This window comes from Halopseudomonas salina, assembly GCF_014637955.1.
In the GTDB taxonomy this organism is placed as follows: domain Bacteria; phylum Pseudomonadota; class Gammaproteobacteria; order Pseudomonadales; family Pseudomonadaceae; genus Halopseudomonas; species Halopseudomonas salina.
Genome location: NZ_BMFF01000001.1, coordinates 733,309 through 753,963 on the forward strand (window position 1 = coordinate 733,309; position 20,655 = coordinate 753,963).

Sequence of the window (20,655 nt, forward strand, 5' to 3'; positions counted from 1 at the left end):
GCACGAATGCGGATCGCCTGACCGCGGCGATCGGATAAATGTGTTACCTGATGGTGTCTTTCCGGCCTGAAATGGGCCTTCTAGCGAACCTGGACCTGACCGCTGCCGTTGAGCCGCGCAGTGAAACTGACGGCCCGTCGATGACCATCCATATCGACCATGCCTTCCAGCGCGAATGACAGGTTGAGCGGGTCGTGGTCGCGGGGTAACGCGACCACACGCACCTGACTCAGTCTGGGTTCGTACCGCTCGATGAAGCTTTCGATCGCGATACGCGCCTGCTGCAGCGAGTCGTGCAGCGACAGGCGCATATCATTCAGATCGGGCAGCCCGTAGTCCGGCAGGGCCTGAACACTGCCCGCACGGGTACTGAGCATCTTGGCCAGGTGCGCGGCGATCGAGGCGACTACCGCCTGGTCGTGACTCCAACCGGCGCGTCTAGTCGTTTCACCGGCCAGACGCTCGAACAGGCTGCCGTAGCTCATCGGTTATTCCTTTTCCATCTTCCCGACCAGCGACAGGGTGAAATCGGCGCCCATGTACTTGAAGTGCGGGCGCACGCTGAGGTTGACCCGATACATCCCCGGCTGGCCTTCGATATCGGTGACGCTGACCTGTGCCGCGCGCAGCGGGCGGCGACCACGCACCTCGGGGTTGGGGTTGTCCTGGTCTGCGACGTACTGGCGGATCCACTTGTTCAGTTCCAGCTCCAGATCCGTGCGCTCCTTCCAGGAACCGATCTGCTCGCGCTGCAGCACCTTGAGGTAGTGGGCCAGGCGGTTGACGATAAACATGTAGGGCAACTGCGTACCCAGGCGGAAATTCAGTTCCGCTGCCTTGCCTTCTTCGCTGTTACCGAAAAACTTGGCCTTCTGGGTGCTGTTGGCCGAGAAGAAAGCAGCGTTGTCGCTGCCCTTGCGCATGGTCAGCGCGATAAAGCCCTCATCGGCCAGCTCGTATTCACGGCGATCGGACACCAGCACTTCGGTCGGAATCTTGGTCTCGATCTCGCCCATGCTTTCGAAATGGTGCAGGGGCAGGTCCTCTACTGCGCCGCCGCTCTGCGGGCCGATGATATTCGGGCACCAACGGAACTTGGCAAAACTGTCAGTCAGACGGGTACCAAAGGTGAACGCGGTATTGCCCCACAGATAATGCTCGTGGCTACCGGCGACGTTTTCCTTGTAGACAAAACTGCGTACCGGGTTGTCTTCCGGATCGTAGGGGTTGCGCAGCAGGAAGCGCGGCAGGGTCAGGCCGACATAACGGGCATCTTCGCGCTCGCGGAAACCCTGCCATTTGGCAAACTGCGGACCTTCGAAGTGGTCCTTCAGGTCCTTGATGTCAGGCAGGCCGGTGAAGCTTTCCAGACCGAAGAATTTGGGGCCGGCAGCGGCGATGAAGGGCGCATGGGACATGCTTGCCACGCTAGCCACATGCTGCAGGGTCTTCATGTCCTGGGAGCTGGGGTCGAAGAAGTAGTTGGCAATCAGCGCACCGACCGGCTGGCCACCGAACTGGCCGTATTCGGCGGTATATACGTGCTTGTAGAGGCCGGACTGGACGATTTCCGGGCTGTCTTCGAAGTCTTCGAGCAGGTCCTGCTTGGAGGCGTTGATGATCTCGAGCTTGATGTTCTCGCGAAAATCCGTGCGATCAACCAGGATCTGCAGGCCGCGCCAGGCGGATTCCAGAGCCTGGAACTCGGGCTGGTGCAGAATCTCGTCCATTTGCCGGCTGAGCTTGGCGTCTATCTCGGCAATCATCCGGTCGACCATGGCCTTCTTGACCGGCTCCTTGTCGTTCTGCGGCTTGAGCAGTTCGCCGATAAATGCCGAAACCCCACGCCGGGCGATGCCGTAGGCTTCATCGTCCGGAGTCAGACGGGTTTCCGCGATGATGCGATCGAGGATGCTGGTTTCTTCGGCTTGCTGCCCGTTCTCTGCTGCTGCTTGGGTGCTCATGGTGGCGTCCTTGTCAGATGATCAATTGTCAGGCGTGGGCTGGGCAGTCAGGCCGAGTTCGGCAAGAACCTGGTCGCGGGAAGCGTCATCACTGAGCACGCTTTCGATCGCCTTGCGGAAAGCCGGAGCGTTGCCCAGCGGGCCCTTGAGCGCTACCAGTGCGTCGCGCAGCTCCATCAGCTTCTGCAGTTCCGGAACCTGATCCACCAGACTGGTCGGGCTGAAGTCCTTCATGGAGTTGATGCGCAGATCGACATTCAGCGAAGCATCGCTGTTGCTGTCGTCTTGCAAACGATTGGGCACGGTGAAGCCGAGACTCAGCTCCTGCTTGGCCAGCACGTCATCGAAGCTGCTCTTGTCGATCGCGATCGGCTTGCGTTGCTCGATGGTGCGATCATCCGGGCGCTGGGTGAAATCCCCGAGGACCATGAGTTTCAGTGGCAGCTCGACTTCCTCCTGAGCGCCCCCGTGGGTCGGGGTGAAAGTGACATTGACGCGTTCCTTGGGGGCTACTGAGCCTTCTTTGGCCATGCTGTTCTCCATTGGGGTTTATGACCCTGGGGTCTGGTCGAGTGCTGCCTCGAGGTCGAGGTGGCAAAGGCGTTGGTAAACTTCCTGACGACGTTCTGCCGCGGCCTGCTTGCGCGGCAGACGCTGATAACTGTCGGCGAGTAATTGCAGAACACTGATTGCCAGCTCTGGCTCCCAGCGATCGAGCCTTGTCTCCTGCAGGGTCTGAGCCAGCGCTTCCAGTTGGTAAGCGGCCAGTTCGTAATGTTTGGCGATGTGGCATAGCCGCGCTTGTGCGAACTGCCAGTGGAAGCGCTCGCGCTCATTGCTAGCGGTCTGCATGCCCTGCTTGAGCATGGCGACGCCGGCCTTGAGATGATCCTTGCGGGTCAGAGTGATAGCGGTATTCAGTGACTCATCCCAGGGAGCCTGCTGGTTGCCTTGGACGTTGATCGCTGCATTGACTGGACGATCCGGAACCGTGGTGACGGAGGCGGCCAGCCAGGCCTGCGTTTGTTCGTCTGCGAAGGCGTCGCCGTCGTGAAACCGCAGCTGTTCCAGCCCGGGCAGGCGCGTCAGCAACAGGCGGACCTGCGCCTCTAATTCGCTGCGGGCCTCGTGAGCGCCCAGAGCTTCCAGGCATTCCCAAACCATGCGCTGGCCATCTAGCCAGAACGGAGATTTGGCCACACTGGTTTCCAGTTCGCTCAGCAGCTTGCTGCGCTGATCCGGGCTCAAATTTTGTCCTAGCCGCTCGGCATAGGCGGCAAGCCGGTCTGCAGGCAGGCCGCGCAGGGGCGTTTGCTGGTGGGCGTCGTGCTCGGGTAATGAATCGATTGGAAGCCAGAGTAGCGTCCGGGATAGGCGAATCGCGCGTGGGTCAGTGGCAGACTGATCCAGCCACCAATCGCACAGATTACGACCCTGGTCCTGCAATGCGCGCAGCACCTTTTGGGCGTCCCGGGCATTGCTGATTTCTGCGGGTCCAGTATTTACCTGGCGGTGGATCGGTGTAACCGTGGCGCTGGCGGCTTGCTGTGCGGTCGGAGCCGGAACAACCGCTGCCGGCACAGTCCGCGCAGCCAACTCGTCAAGCCGGCGACACAGTGGCAGAAGCAGCGGTGCCCCGGATGCCATCTGTGCTGACAAGCACGCGTCGAGTTCTCTGAGTTGTGCGCTCAGGGCGCTGATCGTCGCCGGCTCGATCCGTTCCGGGGCATCTGCGCCTTTAGCTATGGCCTGTTCAAGCCTGGGTAGAAGCCAGCCGAATGCGGCCTGTCGAGTACGCGGCTTGCGTGGATAAAGTGCTTCCCAATGCTGTGTGCACAGGTAGGCCAGTGCGGCGATACCTGCCTGCAAGCCGGAGTAGGAGTCACTCTGGTAAAGGCTCCAGGTCAGCCATACGGCTGCACGAAGATCCTTTGAATGTTGCTGAAGGAGGCTTTCGCTGCCCTCACGTATCGCGCTCCAATCCGGGCCGGTGGTGGCATGCAGGGAGTCGATCTTGGCCAGCTCCAACTCCAGAGCTTCGAATTCTGCAGAGTAGCGCACGTCCTCGCCGCAGAAGTGCTCGGCGCTGATAGGGGTTTTGGCCAGTTCGATGTACTGATTTGCGAGCATGTTGAGATAGTCGTTCCCTGACACTTCGCATACCTGACAGCACGAATCCTTGGCTGAGTATCTGATAGGCGAATATATTCTTTAAATACTAGAGCCGCAAAATATGCGCAGGTAGTTGCACATTAAAGTTTGAATGCGCAACTTTTTGCGCACTTTCTCTGTGCAATAAGTTGCGCATTAGTGCGGTGAACGGGGTGTATCCTATTCTCGGGAGGGAGGGGTAGCAAGACGTTAAACTGTGAACTGTTTTGCTTTATGAACAAATATCGATAAGCGCAAAAATTAACGTCAGAAAACTGGCTGGTAATAGATGTACCTGGGTTTTATTAGTCCGACCCTGCATTTTTTCTACAAAAATATACGTAACTCATTGTTTTTATTGTGACTATTTTTCAGTGATGGGTCGGCGCAAAATTGACGTATCTGAGATGCTCTCTAGCAGTGTTTGTGAAGCGTTCCGCACATTTTATATGTTGCACTTGACGTCATTTGTTAGGTCCGCATTTTATTTTTAATAAGTAATGCAATTTCGCGATATGAAAAGCGGGGTTTTCATGCAGGTGTTTTTGTTTACATCGCGCGCGCTCAGAGCCTATCTGACGCATAAATCAGGCGACACCAATTTGTGTCGTCCTTCGCAGCCATGTCATTCAATTACAAACGGGTATCGGGCATTGTTGACCCGCTGTTGACAGGGGGAATGCAGACTTGTCTTTGTCAGCGGCTTGGGAGCAGCGTCTGACCGCTTCTGCGGCCTTTTTACAGCCTGTGGCTTCCAGCGTGAATGCAAGGTTGTTCCAACCCGCGGCGAGCTCGGGAAAGTCGGTCACCAGCGTGCGGAAGTGCTCCACGGCCTCCTGCTTGCGTCCCTGTGCCCAGGCCACGTTGCCCAGACCGAAACGCGCTGTGGCCTGGTCGGGCCAGCGTTGCAGAGCGAGCTGATAAGCGGTTGCAGCGCTATCAAGCCTGCCTGTCTGTTCCAGGTCGCTGGCAGCGAGAAGGTAGGGCAGGGGTTCGGCAGTAGCGGGAAGTGTGTCTGGCGGCACCATGACAAGGGCCCAGCGGTCGGCGCGCTGCCAGGTACGCATGAATACCTCGAACGGTTCACGCTGTGCTTCATTGAGGCCGCTGTGCACAATCATTTCGCGCTCAGTCAGGTCGTAACCTATGACCACTGCATAGTGCCATTGGGGCAGCCAGTCGAGGGCTAGGTTCTGCATGACCAGCACGGGATTGCCAGCATCGATCTCGGCTATTACGTCTTCTAGTCTCCCGGCCAGGGGATAGACCAGCAGATCGCGCTCGCGGCCGGCTGCGACCAGTTCGACCTGTAGGGTGCCTTTGCGCTCGGGAATGTAAACCCGATCCTTGAGGGCTTCGGGTGTTGCTTGTTCGCCTCGGTGGTTGAGAACCATGGCGAGCGCCGCAGGACCGCACTGATAGGCATCCTGGGCATAAAAGGGAACTTGCTGGAGAAGGCGTTTCGCGGGTAGATCAGCGAAGGCTTCAGGTGGGGGTATTGCTATGGGTCGCCCTGCACAGGCTGACAGCAATGCTGTCAGCCCTAGCAGTACGATCAGATGCCTGATACGTGGCACTGGATCAGCGGTTGATGCAGTTAACGAACTTGTAGACGTTGGTGGCGCACAACAGGTCAGTAATGATGAAGATGACGAGGAACAGTACGATCACACCAAGAATGCCGCCGCCTGCACCAGCTGGAGCTTCGTCAAGCTGGGCATTGAAATAGGCCAGTTCATCAGCGGTGAGGCTGTTGATGCGCTGCTCTACCTGTTCGGGAGAAACACCCATGGAAGCGATTTTTTCCTGCACAGCTTCATCGGACAGCATGCCCTTGAGCGCTTCGCGATCAACACTTGCCTGTTCCTGGTTGATGACATCATGGGTACCGATCATGGATGCCTGGGCATGTACGCTGGTCACGGTAGTGAGCAGGAACAATGCAGTAAGCATGATCGAGAGAAAACGTCTGGTAGATGCGGTAAAAGTCATAGCCTGATCCTCGTTATTATCATTGAGTTCGCGTATTCGCTTGCACAAATCGCTCGCCCGAAAGGGCCGAAAGTTCGGCCCTCATCCGCAGCATACTCTTAAAACCGAGCTGCTATCGTGATGATTGATCCTGTAAATCGGCTCAAGTTCCTTTGCGTTCTTTAAAACGTGAAATATGTCACGCCCGTCTACGAGGTACAGCCGTACTCACCAGCCCATCCGGTCGCGCATCTTGTAGTACAAGGCGCCCATCGCAGTGAAGGGCACACGAAACAGGCGACCGCCGGGGAAAGGGTAATGGGGCAGTGTGGCAAAGGCATCGAAACGTTCAGACTGGCCGTGGATGGCTTCAGCAAGAATCTTGCCTGCCAGGTGCGTGTAGGTAACACCATGCCCGCTGCAGCCCTGGGAATAGTAGATGTTGTTATCCAGGCGGCCAACCTGCGGCAGTCTTGAGAGCGTGAGCAGGAAGTTACCGGTCCAGGCGTAGTCGATCTTGACGTCTTTGAGCTGCGGGAAGGTTTTCAGCATGTTGGGTCGCACCAGGGCCTCAACGTTGGCCGGGTCACGCGCGCCGTACACAACGCCGCCGCCGAATATCAATCGTTTGTCGGCAGACAATCGGTAATAGTCGAGCAGATAGTTGCAGTCTTCCACGCAATAATCCTGGGGGAGCAGGGATTGGGCCAGCGCATCGCCAAGGGGTTCGGTCGTGATCACCTGGGTACCGCAAGGCATGGATTTGGCTTCCAGTTGCGGAATCAGCCCGCCCAGATAGGCATTGCCGGCCACAACCACAAAATCGGCGGTCACTTGCCCCTGTTCGGTGTGTACCACAGGCCTGGCACCCTGAACGACTCGAATTACGCGTGACTGCTCATGGATGACTCCGCCCAGGGACTCGACAGCCGCTGCTTCGCCGAGCACCAGGTTGAGAGGGTGTATATGGCCACCGCTCATGTCGAGCATGCCGCCCAGATAAGCGTCAGTGTCGACTACCTCCCGTATGCGCCGGGTATCCATCAGTTCCAACTGCGTATGGCCATAGCGCTCCCAAAGCGCTTTCTGGGCTTCCAGATGCTGCATCTGTTTTGCCGTAACCGCCGCGAAGACACCGCCGTCTTTCAGGTCGCAGTCAATGTTGTATCGGGCCACGCGTTCACGAATGATGCGGGCACCCTCGAAGGCCATGTCGCCCAGCAGCTTGGCCTGCTTGGCACCGACGCTGCGTTCGATGACGTCGATGTCGCGGCTGTAGCTATTGACGATCTGGCCGCCATTGCGCCCAGATGCGCCGAAGCCGACGCGTGCGGCCTCCAGGATGGTTACCTTGAAGCCTTTTTCGAGCAGAAAAAGGGCTGTCGATACGCCGGTGTACCCTGCGCCGATGATACACACATCGGTTTCGTGGCTGCCCTGCAGAGGGGGACGTTCCGGCGTCGGATTGGCGGAAGCGGCGTAATACGAGGAGGTATGGTTCGTCTGAGCCATGGGTTACCCTTTTAGCGAGGCTATATATTTACCAGCAGATGTAGCATATTTTTTACATCAATTGGCAGATGCTAGCTCCTGTGCAGGGGTAATGCCATAGGGCGATCAAAAAAAATTACAATACTCAGCTGGGATCCTGCGGAGCATGGGGTATCGGGCGCACCATCAGGATAAACACCATGGAGCAGGCCAACATGATGCCGATCAGGTGAAATGCATCGTTATAGGCCATGATCTGCGCCTGTTGATGCACCTGGTTATTGAGAACCATGAAAGCTGCCTGGGGGTCACCGAGCTGACGGGTCAGGAGGTCAAGCCGCTCCTGAACTGCAGGGTTGCCTGGCACGATTGATTCGCGCAAAAAATCGAAATAGTACTTGGCCCGACTGTCGAGAATAGTTGCCAGGGCGGCGATGCCTATGGCCCCGCCCAGGTTGCGCAGGATGTTGTAGAGGCTGGAAGCTGAGCCAGCCTGCGATGGCGGGATCATGGCGGTAGCCAGAATGGACATGGGTACCAGTACCATCGGCTGCCCGATGGCCCGGAAAATCTGGATTCCGATGAATTGTTCGCCCGCAAAATCAAGACTCAGGGAGCCGCTGAAGAAACTGGCGAAGGCGAATAGCGAGAAGCCGGTTGCACAGATCAGACGAGCATCCACATGCCGCATTAACATTGGCACCAGGGGGATGATCATTAATTGAGGTAGTCCCATCCACATCAGGACCTGACCGATTTGCAATGCGTTGTAATCCTGAATCTGTGCGAGATATACGGGTAACACGAACACTGTGCCATATAGGCCTACGCCGAGACCGATATTGGCCAGACTGCCAAACAGGAAGTTGCGGTCCTTGAACAGTCGAAGGTTGACCAGCGGGTTGGGTCGGGACAGCTGCAGAATCACGAAGGTCACCAGGCTCATGAAGGCAATGACGGCCAACGCCAGCATCAGGTTCGATTCCAGCCAGTCCTTGCGATGACCTTCCTCCAGAAACACCTGCAGGCAACCGAGGCCCAAGGCCATGGTCAGAATGCCAAGATAATCGCCCTGCTTGAGCAGTTCCCAGCGCGGTGGTGACTTCTCCAGCCCGTAGAGAAGCCCCGCGATCATCAGCAGACCAGGGACGATGTTGATATAGAAGATGTATTCCCAGCCGTAATTCTGCGTCAGCCAGCCACCAATCGTAGGTCCGATCGAGGGGGCGAATGTCGCCGTAATGGCGAACATGGCCATGCCCTTGGGACGGTCTGGCGGAGGCAGCTTGGTCAACACCAGCATGAATGCAAAGGGAATCAATGCCCCGCCGGCCAGACCCTGCAGGACCCGGAACACCACCATGCTTTCCAGGCTCCAGGCAAGGGAGCAGAGCAGTGAGGCAAGAACAAAACATGAAGAGATCACCACCGCAAAACGCCGTGCGGACATCACCATGGTCAGCCAGGCGGCCAGCGGAATGATGATGATTTCTGCTACCAGATAGGAAGTGGAAATCCAGGACCCTTCCTCGATGGTGGCCGAGAGCGCGCCCTGAATATCCCGCAGGGAGGAATTGATTATCTGGATGTCCAGAATCGCCATGAAGGCGCCCAGAATTGCGCTGAGAATGGCTATCCAGTCACGTCGCGACGGTGGCGGAATGACCCGTTCTACGACAGCTTCAGTCACGCAGTGACACCTTCACTTCGGCTGACATGCCAGGACGCAGATTTGTGCTGAGCGGGTGCGCATCGTCGATCAGGATCTTGACCGGAATACGCTGCACTACCTTGGTGAAGTTGCCGGTGGCATTGTCCGGCGGCAACAGGCTGAATTGAGCGCCTGATGCCGGGAACAGGCTATCGATGTATCCGGGTACTTCCTGACCGGGAAAGGCATCGAATGTGAGTATGGCCTCCTGACCGGGGCGAATGCCCTCGATCTGGGTTTCCTTGAAGTTGGCCTGGACCCATAAAGCCTGCTGTGGCACCAACGCCAACAGATGGGCGCCCCGTTGGGCATTGAGACCTACGCGCACGCTACGCTGACCAATACGGCCCGCAATGGGGGCGCGGATCTCGGTACGTTGCAGGTCCAGCTCTGCACCGCGAATGTCCGCTTCAGCGGCCGCCACCATGGCATCCAGGCGGGCGATATCAGCGTTCAGGCTGTCCTTGGTCAGGGTCTGAGTCTGAGCATCGGCAATTGCTCTGCGCACCTGGGCCCTGGCGACGTCCCGTTGCGCCCGATAATTGCTCAGCTGTTCTTCGGAAGCAAAGCCCGATTGACGCAGCGGCGTGATCCGGTCGATATCCAGCTGTATGCGTTTCTGCTCTGCCTGGCGGGCTTCTATATCGGCCTTCGCGGAGGCGATCAGGCTATCTTGCTGCGCCAGTCGTGACTGGGCTTCACGCTGCTCTGCCTGGCGTGTGGCGAGATTTGCCTGTGCATGGGCAAGCGCAATCTCGAAATCCCGCGGGTCCAGGCGGACTAGCAGATCACCGGCTGCAACCAGTTGATTGTCGGCAACCAGTACCTCGATTACCTGGGCATCCAACTGGCTACTGACGCGGGCGATCTCGGCGTGAATATAAGCGTTGTCGGTGCTCTGGTAATGTCGCCCGACAAGCCACCAATTGGCAAAAAAGGCGCCACCAACGAGCCCTGCGACGAGGAAGAATAACAACAGACGCGTGCGCACTCGGGCTGACATGGTTTTTCCTCATTTTTATTCTTGGCCAGCACTCTAGCACTGTTGCACCTCGCTAGAGAGGGGGTAGAATCCGGACACTTTGTTGCACTACAGGAACAGTTGAAAATGGGATTGGATGACGCACTTATTTTTACCCGCGTAGTGGAATGTCACAGCTTCACCAGTGCTGCGCTGACGTTGAACATGCAGAAGTCGACAGTCAGCCGCCGTATAGCCCAGCTGGAAGAGCGCCTGGGTGTGCGATTACTGAACAGAACTACCCGCAAGTTACGTTTAACCGAGGTAGGCCAGGCCTACTATGAGCGCTGCAGGCAGATCATGCAGGAGTTCGCCGAGGCCGAGCAGGCCATCATGCAGTTGCAGAGTGAGCCGACGGGGTTGTTACGAGTCAGTTCGCCCATCGAGTTTGGCCAACTGTTTCTCGGGCGGGTAGTGGGCGAATTCATGTGCCGCTATCCGGCGATTCAGGTGGAAGTGGAGCTGACCACGCGTACTATAGATCCGGTTGAAGAGGGTATTGACGTGGTGATTCACCGTGGACGGCTTCAGGACTCCAGTCTGGTTGCCCGACCGATGATGACCAGCCCTCGACAGCTGTTTGCCAGCCCCGATTATATTGCTCAGCACGGCATGCCCAAGCGCCCCGAGGATCTGACCCAGCATCGTTGCATCAATACCCTCATGGATGGCGGTCGCAAGTGGCATTTCAACGAGCCAAATGTCAGTGTCCAGATAACACCGGTACTCACCGCGAACAATATTACCTTTGCCCGCGAGGTGGCGATCGCCGGAGCAGGCATCATCAATGTGCCAGCTTTTATAGCCGAGCCTTACGTTGAACAGGGCCAGCTATGCCGGGTTCTGGAACAGGTTGTATTGCCTTCGACTGAACTCTACGCCCTTTATCCCTCGCGTCGCTTCCAGGCTATGAAGGTCAAAGCGTTTATCGATTTCATGATCGAGAGTCTGGAGAAATACCTGAGTGAGGAAGTAGAGGCCGGGGCCGAGCCGCTGATATTATCTGCAGCCGAGCAAGACGATTTGCAACCCTGATCCCGGTTAGCCTGGCCCTGACAGCAGAGCCGCCCGCGATTCACTATTACGAGAGAATTCATGACTGTCCGTACCCGTATTGCGCCTTCTCCCACTGGCGACCCCCATGTGGGCACTGCCTATATCGCCTTGTTCAATCAGTGCTTCGCGCGCCAGCACGGTGGTCAATTCATTTTGCGCATCGAGGACACCGATCAGGTGCGCTCCAGCGCAGAATCGGAGAAGCAGATTCTCGATTCGCTGCGCTGGCTGGGCCTGGAGTGGGATGAAGGTCCGGACGTCGGTGGCCCCCACGGCCCGTATCGCCAGAGCGAGCGCAGTGCTATCTATGTGGAACATAGTGAGCAGTTGATCAGTGCCGGGCATGCATTCCGCTGCTTTTGTACCACCGAGCGCCTGGATGCCCTGCGTGCGGAGCAGACGGCCAACAAGCAGACGCCCGGTTATGATGGTTTGTGCCTGCACCTGCCTGCGGCTGAAGTGAGTGAGCGCGTTGCCAGCGGCGAGCCCCATGTAGTGCGCATGAAGGTTCCCGAGACCGGTATCTGCAGCGTTCAAGATATGCTGCGTGGCGAGGTCGAGATTCCCTGGGAGCAGGTCGATATGCAGGTCTTGATGAAGGCCGATGGCCTGCCGACCTATCACCTGGCAAACGTGGTCGACGACCACTTGATGGGGATTACCCACGTGCTGCGCGGAGAGGAGTGGATCAACTCTGCGCCCAAGCACATGCTGCTGTATCAGTACTTCGGTTGGGATATGCCGCAGCTTTGCCACATGCCGCTATTGCGCAACCCGGACAAGAGCAAGCTGTCCAAGCGCAAGAATCCCACCAGCATCACATTCTACGAGCGCATGGGGTATCTGCCCCAGGCATTGCTGAACTATCTCGGTCGTATGGGCTGGTCCATGCCGGATGAAAGCGAGAAGTTCTCTCTGGATGAGATGGTCGCGCATTTTGATATCCAGCGCGTGTCCCTGGGCGGACCGATTTTCGACGTGGACAAGCTCGCATGGCTCAATGGCCAGTGGATACGGGAATTATCCGTTGAAGCATTCGCTGAGGCGGTACAGACCTGGGCATTGAACCCCGAGTACCTCAAGCCGATGATCCCACTGGTACAGAGCCGCGTCGAAACGTTCAGCGATCTGGTACCCCTGGCCGGCTTCTTCATGGCCGGCAAGGTCAATCCCGATGCCGTGCTGTTCGAGCACAAGAAGCTCAATGCTGACGAGGTACGTCAGGCTTTGCAGTTGCTGCTCTGGAAGCTGGAAGCCACCCGCCAGTGGGACAAGGAAAATATTACCGCAAGCATCCAGCAGATTGCCGAGCTGTTGCAGCTCAAGCTGCGCGATCTGATGCCGCTGTTGTTCCCGGCCATCACCGGACAGGCCGCGTCAGTGTCGGTTCTGGATGCCATGGCCCACCTCGGGCCGGATCTTACGCGTTTTCGTCTCAGGCAGGCTCTGGAGCTGCTGGGTGGGACGTCGAAGAAGGAAGCGAAGGCTTGGGAGAAACTCCTGGCGCGCTGAGGCGCCCTAGATAAGCGGCAAGCCGCAAGCTTCAAGCCGCAAGCTGTCCGAGCGCTACAACATATTGTTGCCAGGAGACGGCCCAAGGAGCTCGCGGCTCGCCCGCTTGGTTTTAACTTGCGGCTTGAAGCTTGAAGCTTGAAGCTTAAGTCGCTGTTTTGCGTAAAATTCTGTTGACAGTCTGGTGCACGAATCATAATATGCGCCCCGTCCTAGAGACGGGGCTATAGCTCAGCTGGGAGAGCGCCTGCATGGCATGCAGGAGGTCTGCGGTTCGATCCCGCATAGCTCCACCATTACCAAGGGCCGACATTTATTGTCGGTCCTTTTTTTTGCTTCACATTTGCGTTAAACAATCCACGCAGAATACCTTGCCGCCTTCTTTGTCGTGGATGCTGCGCAAGCCGTGGATGTCGCTCTCAAAACCCGGAAAGTGTGTATCCTGGCGCTGAGCTATCTGTAGAAAATCGGTAATAGCACTGCTATCGGCGGGGAAGCGCTCGCCGGGCATGATCACCGGAATACCCGGCGGGTAGGGCACCAGCATCACTGCACTGATGCGTCCCGCCAGTTGCTCCAGCGGCACCATCTCCACCTGCCCGCGCACCATTTGCTGGTACGCATCGGCGGGTCTCACCACCATCTCCGGCAGTTCGGTGTAGATATGCCGCAGCGTTCGCACCATTCGCTGCTCCTTGTAAAATCCGTGCAGTTGCTCGCACAGCTCGCGCAAACCCAGTCCGCGATAATGGCCGGTTGCAGCCACCCCGGGCAGGGTCGCTGTCAGGGGCGCATTGCTGTCATACAGGCGCTTGAATTCCTGCAACTCCGATACCAGCGTGCTCCACTTGCCCTTGGTAATGCCCAGAGAGAACAGGATGAGAAAGGAGTACAGGCCGGTCTTCTCTACCACCAGCCCGCGCTCAGCGAGAAAACGGGTGACCACAGTCGCAGGAATACCGCTCCTGGCCAGGCGGCCGTGCTCCTCGACCCCCGGGGTCAGTAGCGTGACCTTGATCGGATCCAGCAGGGCATAGTTATCGGCCATATCGCCAAAGCCGTGCCACGCTTCGTCGGCATCCAGTGTCCAGTCGCGTGGTTCGAGCGTGTCCGATTCCAGCGCGTCCTCCGGCTCCCACACATCGAACCACCACTGGTCTTCATCCAGCCGCTCTGCTGTCTGCTGCATCGCGCGGCGGAAGGACAAAGCCTCGTCCAGCGTTTCCTGTACCAGGGATCGCCCCGGTTCACCCGCCATCATGCCGGTGGAGACGTCGATCGAGGCGATGATGCCGTAGTGGGGCGAGGTCGAGGTGTGCATCATGAAGGCTTCATTGAAGCGCTCCAGGTCGAGCTGCTGGTCGATGCTGTTTTCGGCCAGAATGATCGAAGCCTGGGACATGGCTGCCAGCACCTTGTGTGGCGACTGGGTGGCAAACACCAGGGGGTGCCTGGCGCGTTCAAAGCCGCGCTTGCTGCCCATGCCATGGCGGCCTGCGTAAAACTCGTGAAACGCTGCGTAGCCATACCAGGCTTCGTCAAAATGCAATACGTCTACCGCGTCTTCCAGTTCGTCCTTGATCAGTTCCGCGTTGTAGCAAAGGCCGTCGTAGGTCGAGTTGGTCAGCACCGCCAGACGGATTTTCGCCTCACGGCCCTGCAGCAGTGGGTGCTCGGCTAGTCGGCGCTTCAGGTTGTCGGGTGCAAAGGAATCCAAGGTAATCGGGCCGATGATGCCGTAGTCATTGCGCGAACCGGTGAGATATACGGGTATCGCGCCGGTCATGATGATCGCGTGAAGTATCGATTTGTGGCAATTACGGTCCACCAGCACCACATCATCCCGGCTGACGAATGCATGCCAGATGATCTTGTTCGAAGTCGAGGTGCCGTTGACCACGTAGAAAGCGTGATCGGCGCCAAATGTGCGTGCTGTGTTGGCTTCAGCGGCGGCAATCGGACCGTTGTGGTCAAGCAGCGAGCCCAGGCCGGGTACGGAGACCGAAAGGTCAGAGCGCAGCGTGTTTTCGCCGAAAAAATCATGGAAGGCGCGGCCTACCGGGCTCTTGCGAAATGCAACGCCGCCCCCGTGCCCGGGAGAATGCCAGGAGTAGCTTGCGCGGCCGGTGTAATCCAGTAATGCCTTGAAGAAAGGTGGCAGCAGATTGCTTAGATAGGCTTGTGCGGTTCGGGCTATCTGGCCGGCAATAAATGGAAGGGTGTCTTCGAAAAGATAGATGATGCCACGCAACTGATGGAGATCGCGCAGCGCGGTCAACTTGTCGTTATCCAGATTCTGACTGGTACTGAGTGCCATGATAGGCAACTCCGGTGAGCGCGAGTGGGCGGCTTGAAATAGGGCGCGCACCTGCTCCAGATCGCCTTCCTGGTCTGCTGTGAACAGGATGCAGGAAAGGCCCCGATGCGCTTCGGCAATCTGCCGGCCTTCATTGGTAGAGGCGGTAGCCAGTACTTCGAAACCTTCAAGGCGCAGGGCGGTGAACAGTTCCGCGAGCTGCGTGCCGGCTACATCGGTACGCCCGATATGCGGATTAATGACCAGAATCGGAAAATGCAGGTGCTTGAACATTTGGGCGCTTCCATCGAATATTCTCCCCAGTGTCGACTCTGGACCGCCAGGCCGCAAGCCAGTATGAGCCGGCAAAAATGCTATGCTTGCGGCTTTACGGAATAACCGGCTGGAGTGGCTAATTGTGAAATGGGACCTGGATAACCCCTATACCCTGGACATTACTGTTCAGGCAGACGACATAGATGCCCTGGGCCATGCCAACAATACGGTCTATGTGCGTTGGCTCGAAGGTTGCGCCTGGCGTCATTCCATGTCGCTGGGCCTCGGTCTGGACGAGTATCGGCAGCTGGATCGGGCGATGGCAGTGGTGCGTCATGAAATTGATTATCTGGCGGCGGGTTACCTGGGCGACGAATTGGTCATGGCTACCTGGATTATCCACTGGGACCGCAAGCTGCGGATGACGCGGCATTTCCAGCTGTGCCGCAAATCAGATGGTGCCACGCTATTGCGTGCTCGCACCACATTCGCTTGCATTGAATTGTCGACGGGCAAACCCCGACGCATGCCACCCGTTTTTCTCGAGAATTATGGCAAGGCTCTGGTGGAGGAGGCGGTCGGCTGAAGACGACCGCTCCTGGTCAGGCAAGACTCAGCGGTACTCGCACAGGTAGGCGGTATCCTGTTCAACCTTGAGGTTGAATTTGCTGTTGGCCGGTACGGTGAATTGACTGCCACCGGCAAAGTCTTCCCACTGCTCGCTTCCCGGCAATTTTACCGTCAGCTGTCCGGTGATTACGTGCATGATTTCCAGCTGGCTGGTTCCGAACTCATATTCGCCCGGCGCCATCACGCCTACGGTCGCCGCGCCTTCGGGTTGCTGGAAACCGATGGATGCAACCTTGCCTTCAAAGTACTGGTTGACGCTGAACATCTTTGAGCTCCTCCGGAGCGTGGTTAGGGCGGGTAGTATGCCGACCTCAGTGTGCACTCGGCAATGCATTCATGCCATGGAATTGCTGCGCGTCAGGCGTCGTCCGAGACCCTCTGCCGTGGCATTGACGATCATGTAAAGGCAGGGTACGACGAACAGCGTCAGGACCATCGACAGCGTCAGGCCACCCACTACGGTCAGTGCCAGAGGACGCATGATCTCGGCTCCTTCACCCAGGCCGATAGCCAGTGGCAGCATGCCCAGAACAGTTGTCAGGGTGGTCATCAGAATCGGACGCAGTCGGGCGCTACCCGCTTTGACTATGGCATCGACTACGGTCAGATCGCTCTCGCGGCGTCCCTGTTCTATATATTCGACCAGAAGGATCGCATTATTGACCACGATACCAATCAGCAGTATCAGGCCTATCAGCACTGGTGATGACACGGGCGTGGATGTGGCCCAGAGGATCAGGCTGACGCCTACCAGAGCCAAAGGAGCCGCAGCCAGAATCACCAGCGGATTACTCAATCGCTCGTATTGCACCGCCAGCACTACAAATACCAGGAAAATGGACAACATGACGACCAGTGCGATTTCCCGGTTGGTCTCCTGTATGGTTTCCCATTGCCCTCCAGTAATAAGGCTGTAGCGCTCGGGAAGCTCGAGATCCGCCAGACGGGCCTCCACCTCAGCCATGACGGTGCCCACATCAGAGATGCTGGTGTTGATATCGCCCACCACCCGCATGACCCTGCTCTGGTTTTCCCGATAGATTTCAGCAGGCCCTTCGCCCAGTTCCAGGGTAGCGACATCACGCAGTAGCACGGGTTCGTCCTGGCCGCGGGAGATTCTCAGGTTTCCCAGGTCCTCGGCGTTTTCAATGGTGTCATAGGGTAGCCGGACCCGGATGTCGTACTCCTGGTCGCCATCTATGTATTGAGTAGTTACCAGCCCGTCTACGGCCTGGCGTATGGCCTCGCCAACCTCGGTTACGCGCATGCCATATTGCGCTGCCCGTTGCCGGTCGACAAACAGGCGTAGCAGAGGAGCCTGATCCTGAGAGCCAGTCTCCAGCCCGACCAGTCCGGGAATACCCTCCAGGCGTTGACCTATTTCACTGGAAATCCGCTGCAGCTCGTCCAGGTCCGGGCCGCTGACGCCAATCACCAGGTCATTGCCGTCGCTGGTGAAGCGCAATCCACGGATCTGTGGTGGCCGCGCGCTGATAGTGGCCCCTGGCAGTTTCAATGCGGCTACAGCCTGTCTGGCTTCGGTTATCCAGATTCCGGCTGATACTCCAGGCCGCTCGCCAGCGGGGATAAGCTGGATCAGGAAAATGGCTGAGCCGGCGCGTTCGCTGACCACGCCTCCCCAAAGGGCGCCCCCTGCCAGCGTAAAGACGGTATCCACGTGTTCGCGCTCAAGCAGTAGTTGCTCTACCTGGCGGGATATCTCCTGGGTTCGGTCGGGCGGCGTACCGGCAGGTAGCGTAATACGTATCTGCACGCTGCCGTCGTCAAGTTGCGGCAGGAATTCGCTGCCCAACTGCGTAAAGGTCCATGCCGATAATGCCAACAACGCGGTTGCCAGAGCCATCACACCCCAGCGCCAACGCAATACGCCAGGGAGTACCCGTGAGTAAGCTGAACGCAGGTACGAGACCAGTCGGCCAAAATGACGAACTGGAGCGCTGGTCTCCAGGCCGCTCTTGAAACTGATTTTCCCCATGAGTGCAGCGAGGGTCGGCACGAGTGAAAGCGCTGCGAGCAAGGTAGCAATGATCGCGAAGGCTATAGTCAGAATCATCTCCCGGAATACCAGCGCGGCAATACCACTGACTAGCAGGAAGGGAAGTACGGCGGCGAGGTTGGTCAGGGTGCCCGCGGTGATTGCAGACACCACTTCGCTGGCACCATCGCTGGCCGCGTCGTCGGGTGACTTGCCAAGGCTATCGCGGTGTCTGTAGATGTTTTCCAGCATGACGATGGCGTTATCCAGCAACAGCCCGACGCCCAGTGCGAGACCACCCATGCTGATGATGTTGAGCGTAAGGCCACTCACTCCCATCAGACTGAAGGTGGCCATGAGTGCGATTGGAATCGACAGGCCGATGACAAATCCCTTGCGCAGGCTACCGAGGAAAAGCAGAACAACAAGCATCGCCAGACTGCCCCCGATCAGCGCCGCGGCGCTGACGCTGGCCAGTGCGCCACGGATGAAATAGGTCGGGTCCTGGGTTGCGCGGAAGCGAATGTCCGGTGGAACGAAGCCGCCGCGCTCCAGGCGGGCGAGCGTATCGCGTACCGAGTCCGCAACGGCTACAGTATTGGCGCCGGGTAATTTGTAGATGGAGACTTGTGATGCGGGGCTTGCGTTCAGTCGAGCGAAAACCCGTTGGCGCCGGCTGCCGTCAAACACGTCGGCTACGTCATCAAGACGAATATTGCTGCCATAACGTGAAACTTCGCGGGGCAGGGGCAGTAACAGGTTCTCGATCTGCTCGAGGGAAGTAAACTGCCCTTCAGTCTTGGCTGCAACGTCAAACAGATCTGACGTCACCCGGCCAATCGCGGAATCCCTGTTCTGCGCCGCCAGACTGGCACCGACGTCGGCCATTGATATGCCGTAGGACAGCAGGCGCTGCTGGTCTACCACGACCTCTATTTCACGCACCATGCCGCCGGTTGCTTCCACTGAGGAAACTCCCGGAATACCGATCAGTTGCGGCGTCAGCGTGTTTTCGATCCAGTCATTCACGGCTGCTTCATTGCGTACGGTCGAACTGAATCCGCCCTGCCAGACAGCCTCCTGGCCGGGGTCGAACTTTCGCACACGTGGCGGATCAATGTTGGGCAGCAACGCTCTTGCCTGTTCCAGACCCCGGGCTACGTCCTGCAGCGCCAGATCCAGGTCGGTGCCGAACTCGAATGTCAGGTCCAGATCCGTCTCGCTATCCTCTACCTCGCTACTGATGCGCACCAGATTCTCGGTCGAAGCCAGACTGCGCTCCAATACCCGTGTCACCTGCTGCTCGATCACTTCCGCCGAGACCCCAGGATACTCAACGCTGACCCTGATCTGCGGATAGTCGATCGCGGGCAGCAGATCAATGGGCAGGCGTTGTAAAAAGTACAGCCCGATCACCAGTACCACTGAAGCGAGAGCCAGGGTGCCAACCGGACGTCTGATAGCCAGGCCGGTTAACCCGGAGCCGCGAGGGGAGTCAGTCATGCTGCGCCACTATCTGTACCTGTTGCCCATCGAGCATGTCGATCGGACTGCTGGCGAGAACCATGTCGCCTGCCTCAACCCCGCCAAGGACCTCGACCCACCTGTCTCGGGTGATGCCGATTTCAACCTCGCGTCTCACCAGGGTGTTATTTTCGATGAGGTAGAGATATTGTTGGATTCCTTCACTGCCAAGTGCCGCTGCAGGAACCACAAGTGTGTTTGGGCGACGGTCAATTGCGCTCTCGATGCGTGCCAGAAAGCCGGGCCGTATGCCCTCATCCCAGGCGTTGCCTGGCAACGTGACCTCCACTGTTATCAGGCGACTGGCGCCAATTGCAGCGGGAAATATGCGCCGTATTCGACCCTCCAGATCCAGCTCGGGCAGGGCATCCACGCTGACGGGCAGTAATTGATCCACCTGCAAGTGAACGACATCCAGCTCGGAGATACCCGGCCGGAGTACCAGGTGATCTAGGTCAGCGAGATCAAATAGGGTGTCTTGCGCTTCGACAGCCTCGCCGGGTTCGATGTGTCGCATGACCACCGTACTGTCGCGTGGAGCTTCGATACGTCCGTAGTCAACGCGGCTCTGCCACAGCTCACGTTCGCTGCGAGCAACCTGCAGTGCCACATCGGCTGCCTGATACTCGATCTGGCTGGCCACACCTCGGCGCTTCAATTCCGTGGCTCGGGTAAAGTCCAGCTGGGCAGACGCCATCACAGCTTTAGCGCGACTGAGCTCGGCTGCGGCTTCGGCGACGTCCAGCTGAGCCATGAGTTGTCCCGCCTCCACCCGGTCTCCTTCCTCAACCAGAATCTCCCGCACGGTACCTTCCGTCCTTGCGGCGAGGCTTATCACTACGGCAGGTTCGACGGTCGCCGCCAACCGGAGGGGCCGAGACAGGTCACGCCTGGTCACTTCAAATGCGGCAATGGGTGTGGCGGTCTGCTTTCGCTGCTCCGGTGGCTCTGGGCTGCAGGCGATCAGGCTAGAGGCAACGATGCCTAGTAGGATGCCCTGGAGCGAGGGAGAGAGGCGGCGCATGAACTAGCCTTTTTTGAGAAATATTCTCATAT

General features: G+C 58.0%; 16 protein-coding genes and 1 tRNA gene. 4 read left to right on the forward strand and 13 right to left on the reverse strand.

The window, feature by feature from the left end:
• Positions 1-80: 80 nt before the first annotated feature.
• From tssE to IEV54_RS03580, 9 genes are all read right to left on the reverse strand, one after another.
• Positions 81-485, reverse strand: coding sequence for a type VI secretion system baseplate subunit TssE (gene tssE / locus IEV54_RS03540; RefSeq protein WP_150277210.1), 405 nt, complete (start codon positions 483-485; stop codon positions 81-83).
• A gap of 3 nt (positions 486-488) precedes the next feature.
• Positions 489-1,964 carry a type VI secretion system contractile sheath large subunit gene (gene tssC, locus IEV54_RS03545; RefSeq protein WP_150277209.1) on the reverse strand — a complete coding sequence of 492 codons (1,476 nt, stop codon included), beginning with the start codon at positions 1,962-1,964 and terminating at the stop codon, positions 489-491.
• Positions 1,965-1,985: 21 nt separating this feature from the next.
• Positions 1,986-2,495 (reverse strand): type VI secretion system contractile sheath small subunit, encoded by a 510-nt coding sequence (tssB, locus tag IEV54_RS03550; RefSeq protein WP_150277208.1) that lies wholly within the window; start codon positions 2,493-2,495, stop codon positions 1,986-1,988.
• A gap of 18 nt (positions 2,496-2,513) precedes the next feature.
• Positions 2,514-4,094 (reverse strand): type VI secretion system protein TssA, encoded by a 1,581-nt coding sequence (gene tssA, locus IEV54_RS03555; RefSeq protein WP_150277481.1) that lies wholly within the window; start codon positions 4,092-4,094, stop codon positions 2,514-2,516.
• A 650-nt stretch (positions 4,095-4,744) separates the two neighbouring features.
• On the reverse strand, positions 4,745-5,692 hold the full coding sequence (locus IEV54_RS03560; protein WP_188434306.1) for a PA2778 family cysteine peptidase: 948 nt from the start codon (positions 5,690-5,692) through the stop codon (positions 4,745-4,747).
• A 4-nt stretch (positions 5,693-5,696) separates the two neighbouring features.
• Complete coding sequence (locus tag IEV54_RS03565) at positions 5,697-6,107, reverse strand: PA2779 family protein (protein ID WP_150277206.1); 411 nt, start codon at positions 6,105-6,107, stop codon at positions 5,697-5,699.
• Between the two features lie 207 nt (positions 6,108-6,314).
• Positions 6,315-7,598 (reverse strand): NAD(P)/FAD-dependent oxidoreductase, encoded by a 1,284-nt coding sequence (locus IEV54_RS03570; RefSeq protein WP_150277205.1) that lies wholly within the window; start codon positions 7,596-7,598, stop codon positions 6,315-6,317.
• Between the two features lie 124 nt (positions 7,599-7,722).
• A complete protein-coding gene (locus IEV54_RS03575; protein WP_223825414.1) occupies positions 7,723-9,267 on the reverse strand; it encodes a DHA2 family efflux MFS transporter permease subunit in 1,545 nt (514 codons plus the stop codon).
• On the reverse strand, positions 9,260-10,291 hold the full coding sequence (locus IEV54_RS03580) for an HlyD family secretion protein (protein ID WP_150277204.1): 1,032 nt from the start codon (positions 10,289-10,291) through the stop codon (positions 9,260-9,262). The genes IEV54_RS03575 and IEV54_RS03580 overlap by 8 nt, the downstream gene beginning before the upstream one ends.
• A gap of 105 nt (positions 10,292-10,396) precedes the next feature.
• On the opposite strand from IEV54_RS03580, the gene IEV54_RS03585 reads away from it, so the two are divergent.
• The 3 genes from IEV54_RS03585 (at position 10,397) to IEV54_RS03595 (ending at position 13,173) form a co-directional block, all read left to right on the forward strand.
• Positions 10,397-11,344 (forward strand): LysR family transcriptional regulator, encoded by a 948-nt coding sequence (locus IEV54_RS03585; protein ID WP_150277203.1) that lies wholly within the window; start codon positions 10,397-10,399, stop codon positions 11,342-11,344.
• A gap of 60 nt (positions 11,345-11,404) precedes the next feature.
• Complete coding sequence (gltX, locus tag IEV54_RS03590) at positions 11,405-12,877, forward strand: glutamate--tRNA ligase (RefSeq protein WP_150277202.1); 1,473 nt, start codon at positions 11,405-11,407, stop codon at positions 12,875-12,877.
• Positions 12,878-13,097: 220 nt separating this feature from the next.
• Positions 13,098-13,173 (forward strand) — tRNA-Ala (locus tag IEV54_RS03595).
• A gap of 41 nt (positions 13,174-13,214) precedes the next feature.
• Here IEV54_RS03595 and IEV54_RS03600 read toward each other — a convergent pair.
• On the reverse strand, positions 13,215-15,467 hold the full coding sequence (locus tag IEV54_RS03600; protein ID WP_150277201.1) for an Orn/Lys/Arg family decarboxylase: 2,253 nt from the start codon (positions 15,465-15,467) through the stop codon (positions 13,215-13,217).
• Between the two features lie 124 nt (positions 15,468-15,591).
• Here IEV54_RS03600 and IEV54_RS03605 point away from each other — a divergent pair, with 124 nt between their 5' ends.
• A complete protein-coding gene (locus IEV54_RS03605) occupies positions 15,592-16,035 on the forward strand; it encodes an acyl-CoA thioesterase (RefSeq protein WP_150277200.1) in 444 nt (147 codons plus the stop codon).
• Between the two features lie 27 nt (positions 16,036-16,062).
• Here IEV54_RS03605 and ppnP read toward each other — a convergent pair whose 3' ends face one another.
• The 3 genes from ppnP to IEV54_RS03620 form a co-directional block, all read right to left on the reverse strand.
• The gene (gene ppnP, locus IEV54_RS03610; protein WP_150277199.1) at positions 16,063-16,344 is read right to left on the reverse strand and encodes a pyrimidine/purine nucleoside phosphorylase; all 282 of its coding nucleotides are present in this window, start codon (positions 16,342-16,344) and stop codon (positions 16,063-16,065) included.
• A 69-nt stretch (positions 16,345-16,413) separates the two neighbouring features.
• Positions 16,414-19,578: an efflux RND transporter permease subunit gene (locus IEV54_RS03615; protein WP_150277198.1), complete on the reverse strand. Its 3,165-nt coding sequence runs from the start codon at positions 19,576-19,578 to the stop codon at positions 16,414-16,416.
• The gene (locus IEV54_RS03620) at positions 19,571-20,623 is read right to left on the reverse strand and encodes an efflux RND transporter periplasmic adaptor subunit (RefSeq protein WP_150277197.1); all 1,053 of its coding nucleotides are present in this window, start codon (positions 20,621-20,623) and stop codon (positions 19,571-19,573) included. The genes IEV54_RS03615 and IEV54_RS03620 overlap by 8 nt, the downstream gene beginning before the upstream one ends.
• Positions 20,624-20,655: the final 32 nt, after the last annotated feature.

Coding starts and splice junctions, on each gene's coding strand:
- tssA (WP_150277481.1), bottom strand. CDS start 4,094: ATGCTCGCAAATCAGTACATCGAACTGGCCAAAACCCCTATCAGCGCC.
- tssE (WP_150277210.1), bottom strand. CDS start 485: ATGAGCTACGGCAGCCTGTTCGAGCGTCTGGCCGGTGAAACGACTAGA.
- IEV54_RS03570 (WP_150277205.1), bottom strand. CDS start 7,598: ATGGCTCAGACGAACCATACCTCCTCGTATTACGCCGCTTCCGCCAAT.
- gltX (WP_150277202.1), top strand. CDS start 11,405: ATGACTGTCCGTACCCGTATTGCGCCTTCTCCCACTGGCGACCCCCAT.
- IEV54_RS03585 (WP_150277203.1), top strand. CDS start 10,397: ATGGGATTGGATGACGCACTTATTTTTACCCGCGTAGTGGAATGTCAC.
- tssB (WP_150277208.1), bottom strand. CDS start 2,495: ATGGCCAAAGAAGGCTCAGTAGCCCCCAAGGAACGCGTCAATGTCACT.
- IEV54_RS03580 (WP_150277204.1), bottom strand. CDS start 10,291: ATGTCAGCCCGAGTGCGCACGCGTCTGTTGTTATTCTTCCTCGTCGCA.
- ppnP (WP_150277199.1), bottom strand. CDS start 16,344: ATGTTCAGCGTCAACCAGTACTTTGAAGGCAAGGTTGCATCCATCGGT.
- IEV54_RS03615 (WP_150277198.1), bottom strand. CDS start 19,578: ATGACTGACTCCCCTCGCGGCTCCGGGTTAACCGGCCTGGCTATCAGA.
- IEV54_RS03620 (WP_150277197.1), bottom strand. CDS start 20,623: ATGCGCCGCCTCTCTCCCTCGCTCCAGGGCATCCTACTAGGCATCGTT.
- IEV54_RS03565 (WP_150277206.1), bottom strand. CDS start 6,107: ATGACTTTTACCGCATCTACCAGACGTTTTCTCTCGATCATGCTTACT.
- tssC (WP_150277209.1), bottom strand. CDS start 1,964: ATGAGCACCCAAGCAGCAGCAGAGAACGGGCAGCAAGCCGAAGAAACC.
- IEV54_RS03600 (WP_150277201.1), bottom strand. CDS start 15,467: ATGTTCAAGCACCTGCATTTTCCGATTCTGGTCATTAATCCGCATATC.